21 protein-coding genes are annotated in these 16,494 nt (G+C 58.9%); 13 read left to right on the plus strand and 8 right to left on the minus strand.

Annotation, left to right across the window (positions count from 1 at the left end):
* The first annotated feature begins 28 nt into the window (after positions 1-28).
* Genes alr through ACRZ9U_RS02355 form a run of 3 tightly spaced genes read left to right on the plus strand, consistent with a single transcriptional unit; the run spans position 29 to position 2,585 of the window.
* A complete protein-coding gene (gene alr / locus ACRZ9U_RS02345) occupies positions 29-1,063 on the plus strand; it encodes an alanine racemase (protein ID WP_170406133.1) in 1,035 nt (344 codons plus the stop codon).
* Positions 1,060-1,842, plus strand: coding sequence for an MlaE family ABC transporter permease (locus ACRZ9U_RS02350; protein WP_170396831.1), 783 nt, complete (start codon positions 1,060-1,062; stop codon positions 1,840-1,842). The genes alr and ACRZ9U_RS02350 overlap by 4 nt, the downstream gene beginning before the upstream one ends.
* The gene (locus ACRZ9U_RS02355) at positions 1,839-2,585 is read left to right on the plus strand and encodes an ATP-binding cassette domain-containing protein (protein ID WP_170406135.1); all 747 of its coding nucleotides are present in this window, start codon (positions 1,839-1,841) and stop codon (positions 2,583-2,585) included. Before ACRZ9U_RS02350 ends, ACRZ9U_RS02355 begins: the two co-directional genes overlap by 4 nt.
* Here ACRZ9U_RS02355 and ACRZ9U_RS02360 read toward each other — a convergent pair.
* The gene (locus ACRZ9U_RS02360) at positions 2,582-2,992 is read right to left on the minus strand and encodes a hypothetical protein (protein WP_170746921.1); all 411 of its coding nucleotides are present in this window, start codon (positions 2,990-2,992) and stop codon (positions 2,582-2,584) included. The two genes, ACRZ9U_RS02355 and ACRZ9U_RS02360, sit on opposite strands and share 4 nt — an antisense overlap.
* A 128-nt stretch (positions 2,993-3,120) precedes the next feature.
* Between ACRZ9U_RS02360 and ACRZ9U_RS02365 the strand changes: the two genes are divergently transcribed.
* From ACRZ9U_RS02365 to ACRZ9U_RS02400, 8 genes are all read left to right on the plus strand, one after another.
* On the plus strand, positions 3,121-3,573 hold the full coding sequence (locus ACRZ9U_RS02365) for a paraquat-inducible protein A (protein WP_170406138.1): 453 nt from the start codon (positions 3,121-3,123) through the stop codon (positions 3,571-3,573).
* A 148-nt stretch (positions 3,574-3,721) separates the two neighbouring features.
* On the plus strand, positions 3,722-4,498 hold the full coding sequence (locus ACRZ9U_RS02370) for a DNA repair protein (RefSeq protein WP_170509585.1): 777 nt from the start codon (positions 3,722-3,724) through the stop codon (positions 4,496-4,498).
* A gap of 121 nt (positions 4,499-4,619) precedes the next feature.
* Positions 4,620-5,984 (plus strand): DNA repair protein RadA, encoded by a 1,365-nt coding sequence (gene radA, locus ACRZ9U_RS02375; RefSeq protein WP_170406458.1) that lies wholly within the window; start codon positions 4,620-4,622, stop codon positions 5,982-5,984.
* Between the two features lie 40 nt (positions 5,985-6,024).
* Positions 6,025-6,597, plus strand: coding sequence for a CvpA family protein (locus tag ACRZ9U_RS02380; RefSeq protein ID WP_170406144.1), 573 nt, complete (start codon positions 6,025-6,027; stop codon positions 6,595-6,597).
* A 471-nt stretch (positions 6,598-7,068) separates the two neighbouring features.
* A complete protein-coding gene (locus ACRZ9U_RS02385; protein ID WP_170396817.1) occupies positions 7,069-7,224 on the plus strand; it encodes a hypothetical protein in 156 nt (51 codons plus the stop codon).
* Between the two features lie 16 nt (positions 7,225-7,240).
* Complete coding sequence (purF, locus tag ACRZ9U_RS02390) at positions 7,241-8,761, plus strand: amidophosphoribosyltransferase (protein ID WP_170406146.1); 1,521 nt, start codon at positions 7,241-7,243, stop codon at positions 8,759-8,761.
* Positions 8,762-8,945: 184 nt separating this feature from the next.
* Complete coding sequence (gene pilP, locus ACRZ9U_RS02395; RefSeq protein WP_170406150.1) at positions 8,946-9,248, plus strand: type IV pilus biogenesis protein PilP; 303 nt, start codon at positions 8,946-8,948, stop codon at positions 9,246-9,248.
* Positions 9,249-9,290: 42 nt separating this feature from the next.
* The gene (locus ACRZ9U_RS02400; protein WP_170406152.1) at positions 9,291-9,935 is read left to right on the plus strand and encodes an SDR family NAD(P)-dependent oxidoreductase; all 645 of its coding nucleotides are present in this window, start codon (positions 9,291-9,293) and stop codon (positions 9,933-9,935) included.
* A 61-nt stretch (positions 9,936-9,996) separates the two neighbouring features.
* Here ACRZ9U_RS02400 and ACRZ9U_RS02405 read toward each other — a convergent pair whose 3' ends face one another.
* The 4 genes from ACRZ9U_RS02405 to ACRZ9U_RS02420 all read right to left on the minus strand — a co-directional run bounded on the left by ACRZ9U_RS02405 (position 9,997) and on the right by ACRZ9U_RS02420 (position 12,510).
* On the minus strand, positions 9,997-10,839 hold the full coding sequence (locus ACRZ9U_RS02405; RefSeq protein WP_170406155.1) for an ATP-binding protein: 843 nt from the start codon (positions 10,837-10,839) through the stop codon (positions 9,997-9,999).
* A gap of 115 nt (positions 10,840-10,954) precedes the next feature.
* Positions 10,955-11,833: a twin-arginine translocase subunit TatC gene (gene tatC / locus ACRZ9U_RS02410; RefSeq protein WP_170396809.1), complete on the minus strand. Its 879-nt coding sequence runs from the start codon at positions 11,831-11,833 to the stop codon at positions 10,955-10,957.
* Complete coding sequence (gene tatB / locus ACRZ9U_RS02415) at positions 11,830-12,288, minus strand: Sec-independent protein translocase protein TatB (protein WP_170396807.1); 459 nt, start codon at positions 12,286-12,288, stop codon at positions 11,830-11,832. The genes tatC and tatB overlap by 4 nt, the downstream gene beginning before the upstream one ends.
* Positions 12,289-12,294: 6 nt before the next feature.
* Positions 12,295-12,510, minus strand: a complete 216-nt coding sequence (locus ACRZ9U_RS02420) for a twin-arginine translocase TatA/TatE family subunit (RefSeq protein WP_010440381.1) — start codon at positions 12,508-12,510, stop codon at positions 12,295-12,297.
* A 218-nt stretch (positions 12,511-12,728) separates the two neighbouring features.
* Between ACRZ9U_RS02420 and ACRZ9U_RS02425 the strand changes: the two genes are divergently transcribed.
* Positions 12,729-13,034 carry a hypothetical protein gene (locus ACRZ9U_RS02425; RefSeq protein WP_170406158.1) on the plus strand — a complete coding sequence of 102 codons (306 nt, stop codon included), beginning with the start codon at positions 12,729-12,731 and terminating at the stop codon, positions 13,032-13,034.
* Between the two features lie 21 nt (positions 13,035-13,055).
* A complete protein-coding gene (locus ACRZ9U_RS02430; protein WP_170406161.1) occupies positions 13,056-13,727 on the plus strand; it encodes a helix-turn-helix transcriptional regulator in 672 nt (223 codons plus the stop codon).
* 63 nt (positions 13,728-13,790) lie between these two features.
* Here the strand turns inward: ACRZ9U_RS02430 and ACRZ9U_RS02435 are convergent, their stop codons facing one another.
* The 3 genes from ACRZ9U_RS02435 to surE are packed head-to-tail and all read right to left on the minus strand — an operon-like array spanning position 13,791 to position 16,442.
* Entirely contained in the window at positions 13,791-14,954 is a 1,164-nt protein-coding gene (locus tag ACRZ9U_RS02435) for a peptidoglycan DD-metalloendopeptidase family protein (protein WP_170406164.1), read from the minus strand.
* A gap of 58 nt (positions 14,955-15,012) precedes the next feature.
* On the minus strand, positions 15,013-15,663 hold the full coding sequence (locus ACRZ9U_RS02440) for a protein-L-isoaspartate(D-aspartate) O-methyltransferase (RefSeq protein WP_170406167.1): 651 nt from the start codon (positions 15,661-15,663) through the stop codon (positions 15,013-15,015).
* Positions 15,660-16,442 carry a 5'/3'-nucleotidase SurE gene (surE, locus tag ACRZ9U_RS02445; RefSeq protein ID WP_170406170.1) on the minus strand — a complete coding sequence of 261 codons (783 nt, stop codon included), beginning with the start codon at positions 16,440-16,442 and terminating at the stop codon, positions 15,660-15,662. Before surE ends, ACRZ9U_RS02440 begins: the two co-directional genes overlap by 4 nt.
* Between the last annotated feature and the right edge of the window lie 52 nt (positions 16,443-16,494).

The raw sequence follows: 16,494 nt of genomic DNA on the forward strand, positions 1-16,494 counted from the left end.
GGCCAATCCTATGTGATGAACGGCGTTTATGAGTACCGCACATCTGACGATAAATCTGCACGCGCTCGCCCAGAACTGGCAGGCGCTTGACGCAAAGACCCAGGTTGAGACCGGCGCAGTGGTTAAAGCTGACGCTTACGGGTTAGGTGCCGGTCCAGTAGCCTCTGCGCTGGCTGAGGAAGGCGTTGCAAAATTCTTCGTCGCCGTTGCCGAGGAAGGCGTGGCCGTGCGTGAGGCTGTGGGCCCCGGCCCGCTGGTTGCGGTGTTTTCCGGACATATGGAGGGTGACACGGATCTGCTGCGCCAGCATGATCTGACGCCGTTGATCAACTCGCCCGAACAATTCAAGCGTCATCGTCAGGCCCTGCCCGATCATGGCTTTGGTATCCAGCTCGACAGCGGTATGAATCGCCTTGGGCTTGAGCCTGCGGACTGGGCCGAACTGCGGCACGAAGCCCTTGCCCTGAACCCGTTGGTGATAATGTCGCATTTGGCCTGCGGGGATGAGCCTGAACACCCAATGAACCGCCAACAGTTGAACACGTTCAAACAGATGACCGATGGCGTCGACGCGCCGCGCTCGCTTGCGGCGACGGGTGGTACTCTGATGGGGCCGGAATTCCACTTTGACTTTTGCCGCCCAGGGATTGGCCTGTACGGCGGGATGCCCTTTGCCGGGGCCAAGCCGGTCGTCACCGTCGATATGCCGGTGATTCAAGTGCGCGACGTCGCCGTGGGCGAGACCGTCGGCTACGGCAACAGCTGGAGCGCGCGCCGCCCGTCGAAGATTGCGACCGTTGCGGCCGGTTATGCCGATGGGCTGCATCGCGCCATTGGGGGCGGCATCGATACATTCGCTGGTGATCAGCCCTGCCCAGTGGTAGGACGTATCTCGATGGACCTGATCACCGTGGATGTGACTGACTTGCCGTATAAACCTGATCGCCTGCGTATCCTGAACGGGCACCAAACCGTCGATGATCTGGCCGAAGCCGCTGGCACCATCGGCTATGAAATTCTGACCTCGCTCGGCAGTCGCTTTTCGCGGGGCTACGTGGAATGAATCCCGTTTCATTGCTGGGTGAGCTGGGGCGTTCTATCCTGACCATGCTCGCCGCGTTTGGCCGCGTCGCGCTGTTCGCGCTCGACGCGGTTTCGCACATTTTTCGACCACCGTTTTATCCGCGCGAGTTCGGCATCGCCCTGCTGAATATCGGCTGGTTGTCCCTGCCCGTGGTCGGCCTGACCGCCATCTTCACCGGCGGCGCGTTGGCGCTGCAGATCTACGCAGGCGGCGCGCGTTTCAACGCCGAAGCCGTTGTGCCCCAGATCGTCGCCATAGGCATGGTGCGAGAGCTTGGCCCGGTGCTGGTTGGCCTGATGATCGCCGCCCGCGTGACGTCTTCGATCGCCGCCGAGATTGCGACGATGAAAGTGACCGAGCAGATCGACGCTCTGGTCACATTGTCCACCCATCCGATGAAATACCTCACCGCCCCACGCGTGCTGGCCGCCCTGATCACGGTTCCAGCGCTGGTCGGGGTCGGAGATATCATCGGCATTGCAGGCGGCTACACCGTCGCGACGCAAAATCTGGGCTTCAACCCGGCAGCCTATCTGAAAAACACCGTCGATTTCCTTGAAGCGCGGGATATCGTTTCGTCACTCGTCAAAGGTGCCGCCTTCGGTGTGATCGCCGCCATCATGGGCTGCTATTACGGCATGTCATCGGGCCGCGGCGCGCAGGGCGTGGGCCGCGCCACCAAGGGCTCGGTCGAGGCTGCTGCTGTGCTGATCCTCGCCGCCAATTTCGTTCTTACAGGGGTGTTCTTCTCGCTATGATCCGGATGGAGAACGTACATAAGGCCTTTGACGACAACCACGTCCTGCAAGGCATGAACCTTGAGATCCCCAAGGGCACCTCGATGGTCATCATCGGCGGTTCTGGAACTGGCAAATCCGTGGCGTTGAAATGTATCCTCGGCCTGATCAAACCCGACGGCGGCATGATCTACGTCGACGGCAAAGACGCCGCGAAAGGCGACCGCGATGCGTTTCTGGCCCGCTTTGGAATGCTGTTTCAGGGCGCGGCGCTGTTCGACTCGCTGCCCGTCTGGCAAAACGTCGCCTTCCGCCTGCTGCGCGGCTCGTTGAAACGCCCCGCTGATGAAGCCCGCGAAATCGCCATCGAGAAACTGCGCCGCGTGGGCCTGAAATCCAACGTTGCTGACCGGTTCCCGGCCGAGCTGTCGGGCGGCATGCAAAAACGCGTCGGCCTCGCCCGCGCCATCGCCGCCGAGCCCGAGATCATCTTTTTCGATGAGCCTACCACCGGCCTCGACCCCATCATGTCCGGCGTCATCAACGACCTGATCCGCGAAATCGTGACCGAGATGGGCGCCACCGCGATGACCATCACCCACGACATGAGCTCGGTCCGCGCGATTGCCGACAACGTCGCCATGCTGCACGGAGGCGTGATCCAGTGGACCGGCCCGGTCAGCCAGATGGACGCCTCAGGTGATCCCTATGTGGAGCAGTTCATCAGCGGGAGTGCCGAGGGGCCGATTGAGGCGGTGCGTTAAGCTCTCTCCGCCTCACGTTCCTGCTTTAACTGATCATACGCGCGCTTAGCGTAGTCATAGCGCAATAGATATTGCCCTGCGCTTATCACAAAGTCGGGGGTTTGAATGCGTATTGCATCAAACACTTGGCGAAGATGTGTTCCGGAAACCGGGATGTAGCTGGGATCTTCACCAGAAAACCTGTTGAATAGACGGCCACCAAACCATACCGCTCTTCTTCGTGCGCGATCCGTTTCGTAAAGTCGGAAATGCAAAACACCAAAGAGCTGCTCTCGGTCAAACGGCAACCTGTCTGCTGCCGCACTCGCAGCTGAAAAGACAGCATTTAAGCCGTCAGTTCCCGCAGCAACGGTTCCTTTACTAAATGCGGATGGGCCGTTTACGATCTTTATTATTGGGTCAGGCACTGCAATCTAAAGCTGATTAATTTAGGACTTACTTAAACTTACACTCAACTCAAGCGACCGCAACTCAGAACTTGCCGCAGATACCTCCACTCATTAAGTATTCAACTGCCTTATCAAAATTCTTGTTCATGACCCTCCGCCTCGCCACCCTATCCCTCCTGATCCTCTACCCCATCGCGTGGTTCGCCCCGCTGATGCGCGCCGGTCTCCTCCCGATCTTCGGCCTCAGTGAAATCAGCGTCATCACCGGGATCCAGTCCTTGTGGAAGTCCGACATCTTCCTCGCGTTGATCGTTACCGTCTTCGCCCTCTTCGCGCCCTACGTCAAAACCATCGGCACCGCGCTGATCCAATGGAACCTGCTGGACCCGCGCGTCCAGCCCGCGCTCAACATCCTCGGCAAGCTGGCGATGGCCGATATCTTCCTCATCGCGCTCTACATCACGCTGGCCAAAGGCATCTCATACGCCACCATCGAAACCGCATGGGGTCTCTACCTGTTCACCGGCTGCATTCTGGCCTCACTTGCACTGGGCCATATTACAGAGATGACATTTGGATCACGAAAACCTCAGACCTAATTGATTGAAAACAGATTTCTGAGTATCATCTTTATATTTCGAGCAGTAAATTTTGTAGTTTTCGGGTCCGTAGCGGATCACTTCGCGTCTGTCTAACCTTCCGCTTCGGCCCGGTTTTTGTACCGGTTGAAGAAGGAGAACGACGATCATGGCCGCCCTCCACACAATAACATTGCAATTTCAGAATACCTTATTAAGGCTCACTTTTTTCCTGATCTGCGCCGCAGCATTGTTCGCGGTGACGACCACCATTTTATCCGCGATTGGAATCCTGCCCTGGCTCTCGTTGCAGGCCGGTCTCAGCAACGGTGCAACAATTGACGCAGGCATCTATATCCAGATCGGATTAACCGCCCTGATCCTGATGCTGGTCTTCTATCTGCCATCGAACGCCCGCATGATGGCGCTTGAAAACACCCATCGTAAGTTCACAATGAATATGCAGGACGTGGCCGGGGCCTATCAGGTCGCCCATGCCGCCGACCGCAGCGGCGCCTTTGCGCTGGCCTCCGAATTCGACGCGGTGAAAGAGCGCATGGCCTTCCTGCGCGATCACCCCGATTTGCAGGGGCTCGAACCGCAGGTGCTGGAACTGGCTGCTCAGATGAGCCAGATCAGCCAGGAACTGGCCGAGACCTATGGGGACACAAAGGTCGAACGCGCCCGCGCCTTCCTGCGGCAACGTCAGGAAGAGGTCGAACAATTCCAGCAGCGCATCGAGGAAGCCCAAATCATCCAGCACGAGCTGCGCCAATGGACCCGAGACATCGAGATCGAGGAATCCATCGCCAAATCGCAACTCGCGCGCCTCAGGGATGAGCTGTTCGATCTGCTTCCGGAACTGTCGGCGCAATTGCAATCCCCCACGGACGATCAAACACCAGGCAGCGTGGTTGCGATGACCCCGCCGCGTGCTGCGGAATAGGCGCGTCTAGCGCCCGCAGCGGACGATGGCCCGAAGGGCCTGAGGACGTGGCGCGCCACCGGCGGTGAGGAAAGCCCGCAAGGGCTTGAAGAACCGCCCTTCCTCGGGCACCAAGGGCGACATGGCAAAGACACAATCCTTCACCTGCTCCGCCTGCGGTGCCTCACATACACGATGGTCAGGCCGCTGCGACGGCTGCGGCGAGTGGAACACCATCGTTCAGGAAGCCCCGCTCTCGGCTGGACCAGCCAAGAAATCCCTCGGCGGCAAACGCGGCCAGTCAATCGCGCTCACCGACCTCTCGACCGAAGAAACACCCCCGCCCCGCACCCTCTGCGGTGTTGAAGAATTGGACCGTGTCCTCGGCGGCGGCCTTGTCCCTGCATCGGCGCTGCTGGTGGGCGGTGACCCCGGCATTGGCAAATCGACCCTCTTACTGCAAGCTGCAGCACGTTTTGCCCGCAAAGGTGTCAAAACCATCTACGTCTCGGGCGAGGAGGCCAGCGCACAGGTTAGGATGCGCGCGCGCCGGTTAGGTCTGGAAGAGTCGCCGGTGCAATTGGCCGCTGAAACCAACCTTCGGGACATCCTCACGACGCTAGAGGCAGAAAAACCCGGCCTCGCCATCATCGACTCGATCCAGACGATGTGGGCCGACAATGTCGACAGCGCGCCGGGCTCGGTGTCGCAGGTGCGCGCCGCAGCGCACGAGCTGACGACATTTGCAAAACGCCACGGCGTATCGATCATCATGGTTGGCCACGTCACCAAAGAAGGCCAGATCGCTGGCCCCCGTGTAGTCGAACATATGGTCGACACCGTGCTTTACTTCGAAGGCGAACGCGGGCACCAGTTCCGCATCCTGCGCGCCGTTAAGAACCGCTTTGGCCCAGCGGATGAGATCGGCGTCTTCGAAATGACCGGCAAAGGGCTGGCGCAAGTCACCAACCCTTCGGCCCTGTTCCTATCGGAACGCGGTAAGCCCAGCCCAGGTTCCGCCGTATTCGCAGGTATCGAAGGCACCCGCCCCGTGCTGGTCGAATTGCAAGCACTGGTGGCGCCGTCCCCCCATTCCCAGCCCCGCCGCACGGTTGTGGGATGGGATAGCGGGCGGCTCGCCATGATCCTTGCAGTACTCGAAGCCCGCTGCGGCATCCCCTTTGCCGGGCTCGATGTCTACCTGAACGTCGCCGGAGGGCTGAAAGTCAGCGAACCTGCTGCCGACCTCGCCGTTGCTGCTGCACTGCTCAGCGCTCGTGAAGACACCGCCCTGCCTGCCGATACGGTCGTTTTCGGAGAAATCTCGCTATCCGGGGCACTTAGACCAGCCCCGCAGACCGAAAACAGGTTGAAAGAAGCGCAAAAACTTGGTTTCACAGCGGCAATTGCTCCGGCAGGTGGCAAAACTGGCACTGTGGCAGGTCTGACACTCACCCGACCCTCTGATTTGGTGGGGTTTGTTGGCGAAACCTTCGGAGCAGGGTAAAGTCGCGCCTTGAGGGGCAGAAAACGAACAGGCGAGGGCCATGGAAGGTTTTACAATAATTGACGGGGTTGTGGCCCTGATCATCGTGCTGTCGGGCTTGCTGGCCTATTCGCGCGGTTTCATGCGCGAGGTTTTGGCCATCGCAGGCTGGGTCGCCGCGGCAGTTCTAGCATTCATCTTCGCACCGCAGGCCGTACCACTGGTCAAAGAGGTCCCGGTGGTTGGAGAATTCCTGCGTGATAGCTGCGAGCTTTCGGTCATTACCGGCTTTGCCGCCGTCTTCGCCATTGCGCTGATCGTGGTCAGCATCTTCACACCGCTCTTTTCGTCTTTGGTGCAGCGTTCCGCGCTTGGCGGGCTGGATCAGGCGCTTGGCTTCTTCTTCGGCATCGCCCGCGGCATCCTGTTGGTTGCCATCGCGTTCTTTGTCTACGACACGGTGATGACCGGCCAGTCTTATACCATGGTTGATGAAAGCCGCTCTGCCAAAGTGTTCGAACAGTTCAGCGGACAGATCGAAGAACAAAACCCCGAGGCGGCGCTGGGTTGGGTTACCGCCCAGTACGAAGAGCTGGTCGCAAGCTGCACCGCCGACAACGCCTCTGAGGGCTAATCAAACCAAATTCCAACGAGAAGCCCGGTTTCAGCCGGGCTTTTTTGCGTTTGGTTCGGAAAAATCAGATAAACCCTTCGCCACCACAAATATTGCAACGGATGGTCTTCAGGCCAAAGCATCCGTCACATCGGCTTGAGATCGGCTTGCCATACTGGTCTCGGCTCTTGATCACTTCACCGGTTCCCTTGCAGATCTCGCAGGGTGCGCGCCCTGCCCCACGACATCGGTGGCAACGCCGCTTGACAGGTTTGTCCTTCGGTGTGTTTTGCTTGTGTTGCCACATTGCGTCTGCTCCACCAGGTATTGCCGGACTGCATGCAAAAAACCTTCGTAATGATATGACAGCATAGGTCTGTACATTTGTCATCCTAAACCCGCGGCGTGTACAATTCGCACCTGCGTCAAATCGCGAATGTGATCCTTTGATGACACACGCATCGTTTGGCATTATGTGGAGGCCATACCGACATGGAATCGGAGCTGCCGACCTTGCTGTATCTGTTTTCTTATGCGCTAGCCGCTTTCGTGCTTGTGCCTGAGTCCCGTGCAAACGGACCAAAACACACCATTCAGATACCCGTCCGCACCCGATCCGACCTGAACGCCATCCTAAGCAAGTCATAGAAATTGGAGCCCGTGTATGTGTGGGATTTTGGGGATCGCAAGCCGGACACATGATGTCTTTGCGGAAATCTATGACGGCTTGCTGATGCTTCAGCACCGAGGTCAGGACGCCTCGGGGATCGTCACCTACAACGGCGAGTTCTTCCGTGAGAAGAAAGCAAATGGTCTCGTCAAAGACGTGTTCAATGCCAGTGACGCCGAAACCCTGTTGGGAAAGGTCGGCATGGGCCATGTCCGCTATCCAACCGCTGGCTCGCTCAGCGCGGCCGAGGCGCAACCATTTTTCGTGAACGCGCCTTATGGCATCTATCTGGTTCACAACGGCAACATCACCAATACCGAAGAACAGCGCGAAAAGGTAACTGCCAAATACAGCCGTCACCTGCGCACAACTTCGGATTCAGAGGTCCTTCTGAACGTACTGGCCGACAAGGTCGCTGATGCGATCAAGGTCAATGGTAATGCTGATCCGATCCGCAACCTGTTTGCCGGTGTCAAAATGACGATGGAGCGGGTTCAGGGGGCGTATTCCGTGATCTGTCTGGTCGCGGGTGTCGGTATGCTCGCCTTCCGTGACCCCTATGGAATCCGCCCGCTTTCAGTCGCCAAGCGCGATGCGCCAGCTGCTGGCGATGACTATGCCTTTGCGTCCGAAGATGTGGCATTCGGCATCAACGGTTTTGACAAGCTGCGCGACCTAGGTCCCGGCGAGGCGATCCTTATCGACCTCGACGGCAATATGCACGAGTTCCAGGCCGTTGAAGGTAAACTGACACCCTGCATCTTCGAGTATGTCTATCTGGCCCGACCAGATTCGCTGCTGGATGGGGTGTCGGTTTACAAAACCCAGATGCGCATGGGGCAGACGCTGGCCAAGCAAATTCAGGACTCGGGACTTAAGATCGACCGGATCATCCCTGTGCCAGATAGCGCCCGCCCTGTCGCGCTTGAGGCCGCAAAGATCACAGGCATTCCCTATCGCGAGGGGCTCGTGAAGAACCGGTATGTCGGTCGCACCTTCATCATGCCGGGCCAGGAAGAACGGCAGAAATCCGTGCGTCGCAAACTGAACGCGGTGCCTTTGGAGTTTGACGGTCATAACGTACTGCTGATCGACGATTCGATCGTGCGCGGCAATACAATCAAAAAGATCGTCCAGATGTGCCGTGAGGCCGGGGCAAAAAAGGTCTATATCGCCAGCGCCTCGCCCCCGGTGAAATACCCCAATGTCTATGGCATCGATATGCCCACCCGACACGAGCTTGTCGCGAATGGCAAAGAGATCGAGGAGATTCGCGAAGAACTGGGTGCGGATGCGCTGTTCTACCAACATCTCGACGATCTGATCTGGGCTGCCAAGGAAGGCAACCCCGAGATCGAAGCCTTTGACTGTTCCTGCTTTGACGGCAACTACGTCACCGGCGTCGATGAGGAATATCTGGGCAGCCTAGAAAACAGCAGTCGGGTCAGCAAAAAGCGTGAAGATATGCAGGTGGTCGGCAGTTCGTGGAACGCGGCGAAACTGGCCTCGGGGTGATCGGGCGAATCGCTTTGTCCTGAGGCGTCGGCCAAGAGACTTGCGCTAGCGGCCATAGGTCAGAATCCGCCGACAACCTATTGCTGAACAGGCTGCATTTGCAAAGGGTTCGGTATGCGGCATTCGAACCGCTCCGAACCGAGTGCTGTCGGCCTTTTGGTCCGGCAAAGCCCGTGTTACCCGGATGCCGAAAACCACTCACAAAACGGGGTCCGGGCGCGCAGCTCGGCCACAGATCATGGCAAACGCAACGGTGAAAAGCGCCGCCACACAGGCGGGGGCGCTCAAGAAAAACGCGGTCTCGGTATTGGGTATTTTTGGACCCAAGGCGGACCTGCAAGCCCTGGTCCGCATGTCGTCGGGGCGCATTAAGAAAGTGAAACCCGGCAGTCGTGTCGGCCCGGGTAAGGTCGTCGCCATTGATGAAAATGGTGTTGTGCTGCGACAAAGCGGCCAGAACCGCCGGATCGACATCCCCGGCAGCTGATCCTGACTTGACGCCCTGCGCGTGCAGGTTCAAACCCCCCTCATGACCGATCAGACCAAAATCGCCCTTATCACCGGGGCTTCTCGCGGGTTGGGCGCGGCGCTGGCCGAAGCGCTGGCCCCCGACTATCACATCGTCGCTGTCGCTCGCACTCAGGGCGGGCTGGAAGAGCTGGATGACCGCATCCAGGCAAAGGGTGGCTCGACGACTCTGGCCCCCATGGACATCACCGATCCCAATGCGATGGCGACCCTGTGCCGGGGCATTCACGATCGCTGGGGCAAGATCGATTTGTGGTTGCATACTGCAATCCACACCTCAGCCCTGACGCCAGTGCATTTCGTTGATCCGAAGGAATGGAACAAGGCAGTCAGCATCAATGCAAACGCCACCTCGGTTCTGATCCCGTATGTCTCGCCTTTGTTGGGCGAAACTGGCCATGCCGTGTTCTTCGATGACCCGAAGGCAGGCGAGAAGTTCTATGGCATCTACGGCGCCACCAAAGCGGCACAGATGGCGCTGGCTCGCAGTTGGGCGACCGAGACCGCGCGGACAGGACCGCGCGTGTCGATTGTTGAGCCTGCACCGATGCCGACCGCCGTACGTGCGCGTTTCCATCCCGGTGAGGATCGGGATGCATTAACCAGCACTGCGGATGAGGCGGCGCGGATTATAGCACTGTTGTGAGAATGGCCCTGACGGGCCATGCCTCCGGCGGAGGTATTTCTGGCCAGATGAAGCGCGCGGACTAACCGATATGGACGCCGTTTCGCCCGGCGAGGTCGACGAAGAATTGCCAGGCGACGCGGCCCGAGCGTGCCCCCCGGGTGGCTTGCCACTCGATGGCTTCGGCGCGCAGAGTTTCGGGATCAACCTTGACGCCATGAGCGGCGCAGTAGCGATCGATCATCGCTAGATATTCGTCCTGATCGCAGGGGTGGAACCCCAGCCACAGGCCGAAACGGTCAGAGAGTGAGACCTTCTCCTCGACCGCCTCGGACGGATTAATGGCGCTGGAGCGTTCGTTTTCGATCATGTCGCGCGGCATCAGGTGGCGGCGGTTTGATGTGGCGTAGAACACAACGTTTTCCGGGCGACCTTCGATACCGCCATCCAGCACGGCCTTGAGCGATTTGTAATGCTGGTCATCGTGGCTGAACGACAAATCATCGCAAAACAGGATGAACCTGTGCGGCGCGGCACGCAGGTGGTTCAGCAAACGCGCGACCGAGCCCATATCCTCGCGCTGCAATTCGACCAGTTTCAGGTCAGGATGCTCATCCTGCAACGTACCGTGCACCGCTTTGACGAGGCTGGATTTCCCCATTCCGCGCGCGCCCCACAAGAGCGCGTTATTAGCCTTGTAACCCGCAGCAAAGCGGCGCGTGTTGTCCAGCAACGTATCGCGGGAGCGGTTGATCCCCACCAATAGATCAAGGTCGACCCGATTGACCTGTGTGACGGGTTCCAGCCGGTCAGGCTCGACATGCCAGACGAAAGCCGGGGCCGCGTTGAAATCAGGTGCCGCCAGCGGCGCGGGCGCCATGCGTTCCAACGCGTCCGCAATGCGATTCAGGGCTTGGTCGTCCATCGGCTCCTCCGGGATGTTCTGGCGGAGTTCAACCATGTTCCGATCAACACAACAAGAGTAACAATTGAAAAAGGCGCGCCTACCTTGGGCGCGCCTTTAGAGCTATTGGAACAGGTTACTTGTTCTCTTCGTAATCCTGCATCACGTCTGCGTCGGCTTCGGCCTCTTCATCGTCGTAGTATCCATCGGCGCGCAACTGTTCTTCGCGCTTCTTCTCGACACGGGCGACCAGGAATATTGAAATTTCATAGAGCCCGTAAACTACGACAAAGAGGATGATCTGGGTGATCACGTCCGGCGGTGTGACAATCGCAGCCAACACTAGAATGCCTACCACCGCATATTTACGCACTGCCCCCAGACCTTCGGCACTGACAAGTCCGGCCTTACCCATCAGTGTCAGCAATACGGGCAATTGAAAGCACAGGCCAAAGGCCACGATGAACTTGATGGTCAGGTTGAGATATTCCTGCGCCGAACCCTGAAACACCACGCTCAAAGGTGCGGTTGCGCCTTCTGCTACAGCTTCCCCTTCCGCTCCAAATTGCTGGAAACCGAGGAAGAAGTCATAGGCCAATGGCGTGACCACATAAAAAGCGAAGCTTGCGCCCAGCAGGAACATGAAGGGAGAGGCCAGCATGAAGGGCAGAAACGCGTTCTTTTCCGATTTATACAGGCCCGGCGCCACGAACCTCCACATCTGCATCCCGATATAGGGAAAGGCCAGAATGAACCCGCCCAGCAGCGAAACTTTGATCGCTACAAAGAACCCTTCCTGCGGCGAGATGAAGATCAGCCCGCAATCCTGTCCACGCTCGGTCAGCACCTCACATAGCGGTTGCGTGAGGAAGTTGAACAGTGGCGTGGCCACGGTGAAACAGATGATCATGCCGATCAGAAACGCGACAACGCAGTGGATCAGCCGCGTACGTAGCTCGGCCAGGTGCTCGATCAGGGGTGCCGAGCTGTCCTCGATCTCGTCGGTCTTGGTCATGTCTTGCTTTCGGTTTTCAGCGCTGCTTCGGCCTCCTCCGCCTTGGCCAGCGCATCCGCGGCTTCCTTGGCCTTGCGCTCAGCGGCAGCGCGGGCCGTTGTGGCTTGGATCTTCTTGGCTTGCTCTGCTCGCTCGGTGGCCAGCTTGCCGGTCTCGCTGTCAGGGTCGAACTTGGTTGGGTCGATGGATTTGGCCACGTCGCGCGCGGCTTCGTTGATCCCGTCCATCGCTGTACTAACCGGGTTGGTCGCCGCGTTCAGGCCCTTCTTGATCTCATTGACGCCTGCTTCGTCCGCAGCCTCGTTCATTGCAGTGCTGAATTCGCGCGCCATGCCGCGCGCCTTGCCGACGAACCGTCCGACATTGCGGAACAGCACAGGCAGGTCCTTTGGCCCCACCACGATCAACGCGACGATGCCGATGACCAGAAGCTCGGTCCAGCCCAGATCAAACATCTAGGCTCAGACCTTGTCTTTGTCAGTCTCAGGCGTGACGTCTTTGGCCAGCTCAGACGCGTCTTGTTCCAGCTCTTCCGAACCTTCCTTGATGCCTTTTTTGAACGAGGTAATGCCTTTACCCACTTCACCCATCAGCGAACTGATCTTGCCGCGTCCAAACAGGACGAGAACCACAACAGCAATCAGCAGGATACCCGGAAGGCCAATATTGTTGAGCATGACTTGTCTCCTTCTACGTCGGCGCAGCGCGCCGTGAATATGTCTGGCCCCGTGTCTACGCCCGTACGGGCATCAGCAAAAGTGCGACAGATCAAATCCGCGCGCAAAATTGAACGGATCATGCGTTTTTTGCGGACTCGCATTTCTCAACTGACAGGTTTATGTCAGTTGATATCACCTAGAAGGACGATATCGAAACCTGGTCTACGGAGAACCACATGACCCATGTCGCAGAAATCGTCACCTTTACCCTTGCCGACGGCACAAAGCCCGAACAGTTCGTCAGGCTAAGCCAAGCCTCCGAAGCCTTCGTCCGCGCGGCTCCCGGCTTTACCCACCGCCAGCTAAGCCATGGCGAAGATGGCCGCTGGACCGACTATGTCGTCTGGACCGATATGAAATCCGCAAAGGACGCCGCTGCTGCATTCATGCAACAGGATTTTGCACCCGCTCTGATGGCGGCAATCAACCCCGACAGCGCCCAGATGCGTCACGAGACCGTGCTATGGAACATGACCGCCTAAGGGCGGCTCAGACGGCGTGTCATGCGCCGCACTGACCGCCTGTTCGACATCATACAGATCCTGCGCGATGGTAACTTGCACCGCGCGCAGGACATCGCGGACCGACTTGAGGTGTCGGTCCGTACGATCTATCGCGATATGGACACGTTGGTGGCCTCGGGCGTACCTGTAGAAGGCGAACGCGGCGTAGGTTACATGGTACGCGAGCAGATCACTTTGCCCCCGCTGAACCTGACACCCGCCGAGCTTGAGGCTCTGAACCTCGGCATGGCGATCGTTGCCGAGGCCGCCGATCCCGATCTTAAATCCGCCGCAGAATCTCTAGCCGAGAAAATCGACGCCGTCCTGCCCACGCAGGTCATTGCCGAGGCCGACAGCTGGAAATTCGCGGTCTATCCCTTCGCTGATGTCGTACGCGGAATGGCACATATGGCCCCGATCCGCGCCGCGATCAAATCGCGCCAGAAATTGCAGCTCAGCTACCGTCGCATTGACGGCGCGCTGACCGAACGCACCATCCGACCGCTACATATGGAATACTGGGGCCGTGTCTGGACACTGACTGCCTGGTGCGAGCTGCGCAACGACTTCCGCGTCTTCCGCATCGACCTGATAGAAAACGTCACGCCTCTACCTGAACTCTTTACCGACGAACCGGGTAAAAGGCTCAGCGACTACGATCCCAATGCGTGATCCGTCCTTCATCTGGCCCCAAATACCTCCGCCGGAGGCATGGCCCGGAACGGGCCATTTCGGTCACTTAAGGTAAGGCTCGGGATCAACCGACTCGAACCCTTTGCGCACTTCGAAGTGCACATATGCATTGTCGCCCCCGCGAAGCGAGGCGATCTTCTGTCCCCGTCGCACCCGATCACCTTTCTTGATGGTGATATTGTCGACATTGGCATAAACAGTCAGCAAGTCATTGTTGTGTTTCACAACGATGATCGGAACCTGATCCGCATCCGCGGTGATCGCGGCGACCGTGCCTGCCTCGGCCGCACTGACCGACGCGCCTGGCGCTGCGGCGATATCTATCCCCTCATTCTTACCCTTCTTATAGGTCCGAATGATGGTGCCGCTCACCGGGCTTGCCAGCGCCGAGCTTCCCGAATTGGTCGGGGCCTCGGCTGTAATATCCGGCGCAGGCGTTGCCGCGGCAACTTTCTCATCCGGCAATGGCTGCGTCGCGCTCGGCGGCGTAGGAGTTGGTGAGCCTTCGCCCGGTTGGGTTACCGCAGTTGCCGTGGCGGCCGGCGCCGCTGCCCGAGGTGCCGGTTGATTCTTGACCGGGATCAACAGGTACTGGTCTTCGCGCACCATAAAGTCTGGTCCCAAACCGTTCCATTCTGCCAGAGACTCCACAGGCACCTGATAGAGCCGCGAAATTGTATAGGCTGTCTCACCCCGCTTGACCTTGTGCCGGATCGGCTCAGGCCCCGTAGCAACCGGTGCCGGAGCCGCAGCAGGTTGCGCGGGCTCCAATGTCGATGTCTGTACAGATCCTGTGTCCGGTGCCTCGTCAATCGCGGTTCCGGCAATGGTCGCAATATCAACATTGCTCGTCCCACCGACCGAGCGCGGCAAGGCCAGAACTTCACCGTCACGCAGGCTGTCATTTGGCTGCAATCCGTTAAACCGCGCCAATTCGGCCACCGGCATGCCGATCCGGGTGGCGACATCGCCAACTGTATCCCCACGGCGGGCTACCGCGACCTGATAGTTCGGATAGGTGATCACGCCACGCGCATCCGGCGTCGGGCGGTTGGCGGTCGCTGCAAGGGCGGCATCTGCAGTGGAGAACCCGCCGACATTGCCGCGCAGGTCATAGTCATATGGCCCTTCACACCCGGCCAAAATTGCCAGCGCGGCAACACCTGTCGCATAGCGGCGCATTGCTGATTTGGAAACTGCTCTCATTTTACTGTCCTCAACACCTGCCCCTGTTCTCCGGGGTTCTGGCGCCTCTAATATACCTTTACGCTCCGTCTTTTCCCAGCCCCTCAAGCAAGGGCACAAAACGGACCGGCAACAATTCGTCATAGTCCAGACCGGTTTCAGTGCGCGTGACCCGGATTAGGGTCTGCACCGCGTCCGACTGGCCCACGGGTAACACCATGATACCGCCGATTTTCAACTGCGCCAAGAGCGGCCCCGGAGGATCTTCGGCGGCCGCGGTCACAATGATACGGTCGAACGGGGCCTGCTCGGACAGTCCAAATGATCCATCCGACAGCATCGCGGTCACATTCGTCAGCCCCAGCTCACGGAACAGTTCTCCCGTTTCGCGCACCAGCCTCTTGTGCCGCTCAACCGTGTAGACCCGGCGCGCCAGCTTGGACAGGATCGCCGCCTGATAGCCCGAGCCGGTGCCGACCTCTAGAACCGTATCACGCGGACGCACCTGCAGCGCCTGCGTCATCAGCCCCACAACCGAAGGCTGGCTGATGGTCTGTCCACAGGCAATAGGCAGCGGAGTGTCCTCATAGGCCCGGTCCGCGAACAGGCCTTTGACAAACCGCCCCCGGTCAACCTGCTCCATCGCTGCCAGTACACGTGCATCCGTCACCCCGCGCGAGCGCAGGGCAAACAGGAACTGCATTATGGTTTCTGCGCTTGGTCCAGTCATTCGATGACCTTTAGCGCCTCGAGCGTGTCATATGCTGTCAGATCAGCGCGCATCGGAGTGACCGAGATATATCCTTCCAGATTGACCGCCGCATCCGTGCCCGGAGCAGTCGGGTTATGTTGATACCCGCCCTTAATCCAAAGGAACCGGCGACCCGAGGGCGAGCTGTGCGGCTCGACAGAGAAATGTGTATCGCGTCGGTACCCCTGCGGGGCCACGCGCGTACCCAGCACCTCATCTGCGGGAACCGGAGGGAAATTCACATTATAGAACAGACGATAGTCGCCCTGCTGCTCGGGTGTCGCATCAAGAATGCGGCGCACCAGATCGGCCCCAAATTTGGCAGCCGCCTCAAACGGATCGTCCAGCCCCAGATTGCGCGGCCCGAAATACTGAGACAAGGCAATCGCGGGCACACCTTGCAACGCCGCCTCCATCGCGCCGCCGATTGTACCCGAATACAGCGTGTTTTCAGCCGAGTTGTTGCCCCGGTTCACCCCTGACAACACCAGATCGGGCGGGGCGTCCTTCATAACGTCGTGCAAACCGGCCAACACGCAATCCGCCGGAGACCCTTCGGCGGCATAGCGACGCTCACCCAGTTTGGCGACCATCATTGGGTGGGTATAGCTAATGCAATGGCCCACGCCTGACTGCTCAAAGGCAGGCGCGACGACCCAGACCTCGCCATCGGGACCGGCCAGTTCAGCCGCGATCGCTTCAAGCACAATCAGTCCCGGCGCATTGATGCCGTCATCATTGGTCAGAAGAATTCGCATGCCCGGTCCACCCCTCGTTTTGCCCTTGATAGACCCGCCTCAGCGCTGCGAC

It is taken from the genome of Ruegeria sp. D7, assembly GCF_056534355.1.

What these genes read in the sequence shown, in the direction of transcription:
- ACRZ9U_RS02440 (WP_170406167.1), bottom strand. Translation starts at nt 15,663, where the DNA reads ATGACTGGACCAAGCGCAGAAACCATAATGCAGTTCCTGTTTGCCCTG.
- ACRZ9U_RS02430 (WP_170406161.1), top strand. Translation starts at nt 13,056, where the DNA reads ATGCGCCGCACTGACCGCCTGTTCGACATCATACAGATCCTGCGCGAT.
- ACRZ9U_RS02400 (WP_170406152.1), top strand. Translation starts at nt 9,291, where the DNA reads ATGACCGATCAGACCAAAATCGCCCTTATCACCGGGGCTTCTCGCGGG.
- ACRZ9U_RS02380 (WP_170406144.1), top strand. Translation starts at nt 6,025, where the DNA reads ATGGAAGGTTTTACAATAATTGACGGGGTTGTGGCCCTGATCATCGTG.
- tatB (WP_170396807.1), bottom strand. Translation starts at nt 12,288, where the DNA reads ATGTTTGATCTGGGCTGGACCGAGCTTCTGGTCATCGGCATCGTCGCG.
- surE (WP_170406170.1), bottom strand. Translation starts at nt 16,442, where the DNA reads ATGCGAATTCTTCTGACCAATGATGACGGCATCAATGCGCCGGGACTG.
- purF (WP_170406146.1), top strand. Translation starts at nt 7,241, where the DNA reads ATGTGTGGGATTTTGGGGATCGCAAGCCGGACACATGATGTCTTTGCG.
- ACRZ9U_RS02435 (WP_170406164.1), bottom strand. Translation starts at nt 14,954, where the DNA reads ATGAGAGCAGTTTCCAAATCAGCAATGCGCCGCTATGCGACAGGTGTT.
- ACRZ9U_RS02370 (WP_170509585.1), top strand. Translation starts at nt 3,722, where the DNA reads ATGGCCGCCCTCCACACAATAACATTGCAATTTCAGAATACCTTATTA.
- ACRZ9U_RS02350 (WP_170396831.1), top strand. Translation starts at nt 1,060, where the DNA reads ATGAATCCCGTTTCATTGCTGGGTGAGCTGGGGCGTTCTATCCTGACC.
- ACRZ9U_RS02405 (WP_170406155.1), bottom strand. Translation starts at nt 10,839, where the DNA reads ATGGACGACCAAGCCCTGAATCGCATTGCGGACGCGTTGGAACGCATG.
- tatC (WP_170396809.1), bottom strand. Translation starts at nt 11,833, where the DNA reads ATGACCAAGACCGACGAGATCGAGGACAGCTCGGCACCCCTGATCGAG.
- pilP (WP_170406150.1), top strand. Translation starts at nt 8,946, where the DNA reads ATGCCGAAAACCACTCACAAAACGGGGTCCGGGCGCGCAGCTCGGCCA.
- ACRZ9U_RS02355 (WP_170406135.1), top strand. Translation starts at nt 1,839, where the DNA reads ATGATCCGGATGGAGAACGTACATAAGGCCTTTGACGACAACCACGTC.
- ACRZ9U_RS02420 (WP_010440381.1), bottom strand. Translation starts at nt 12,510, where the DNA reads ATGCTCAACAATATTGGCCTTCCGGGTATCCTGCTGATTGCTGTTGTG.
- ACRZ9U_RS02385 (WP_170396817.1), top strand. Translation starts at nt 7,069, where the DNA reads ATGGAATCGGAGCTGCCGACCTTGCTGTATCTGTTTTCTTATGCGCTA.
- alr (WP_170406133.1), top strand. Translation starts at nt 29, where the DNA reads ATGAGTACCGCACATCTGACGATAAATCTGCACGCGCTCGCCCAGAAC.
- ACRZ9U_RS02425 (WP_170406158.1), top strand. Translation starts at nt 12,729, where the DNA reads ATGACCCATGTCGCAGAAATCGTCACCTTTACCCTTGCCGACGGCACA.
- radA (WP_170406458.1), top strand. Translation starts at nt 4,620, where the DNA reads ATGGCAAAGACACAATCCTTCACCTGCTCCGCCTGCGGTGCCTCACAT.
- ACRZ9U_RS02365 (WP_170406138.1), top strand. Translation starts at nt 3,121, where the DNA reads ATGACCCTCCGCCTCGCCACCCTATCCCTCCTGATCCTCTACCCCATC.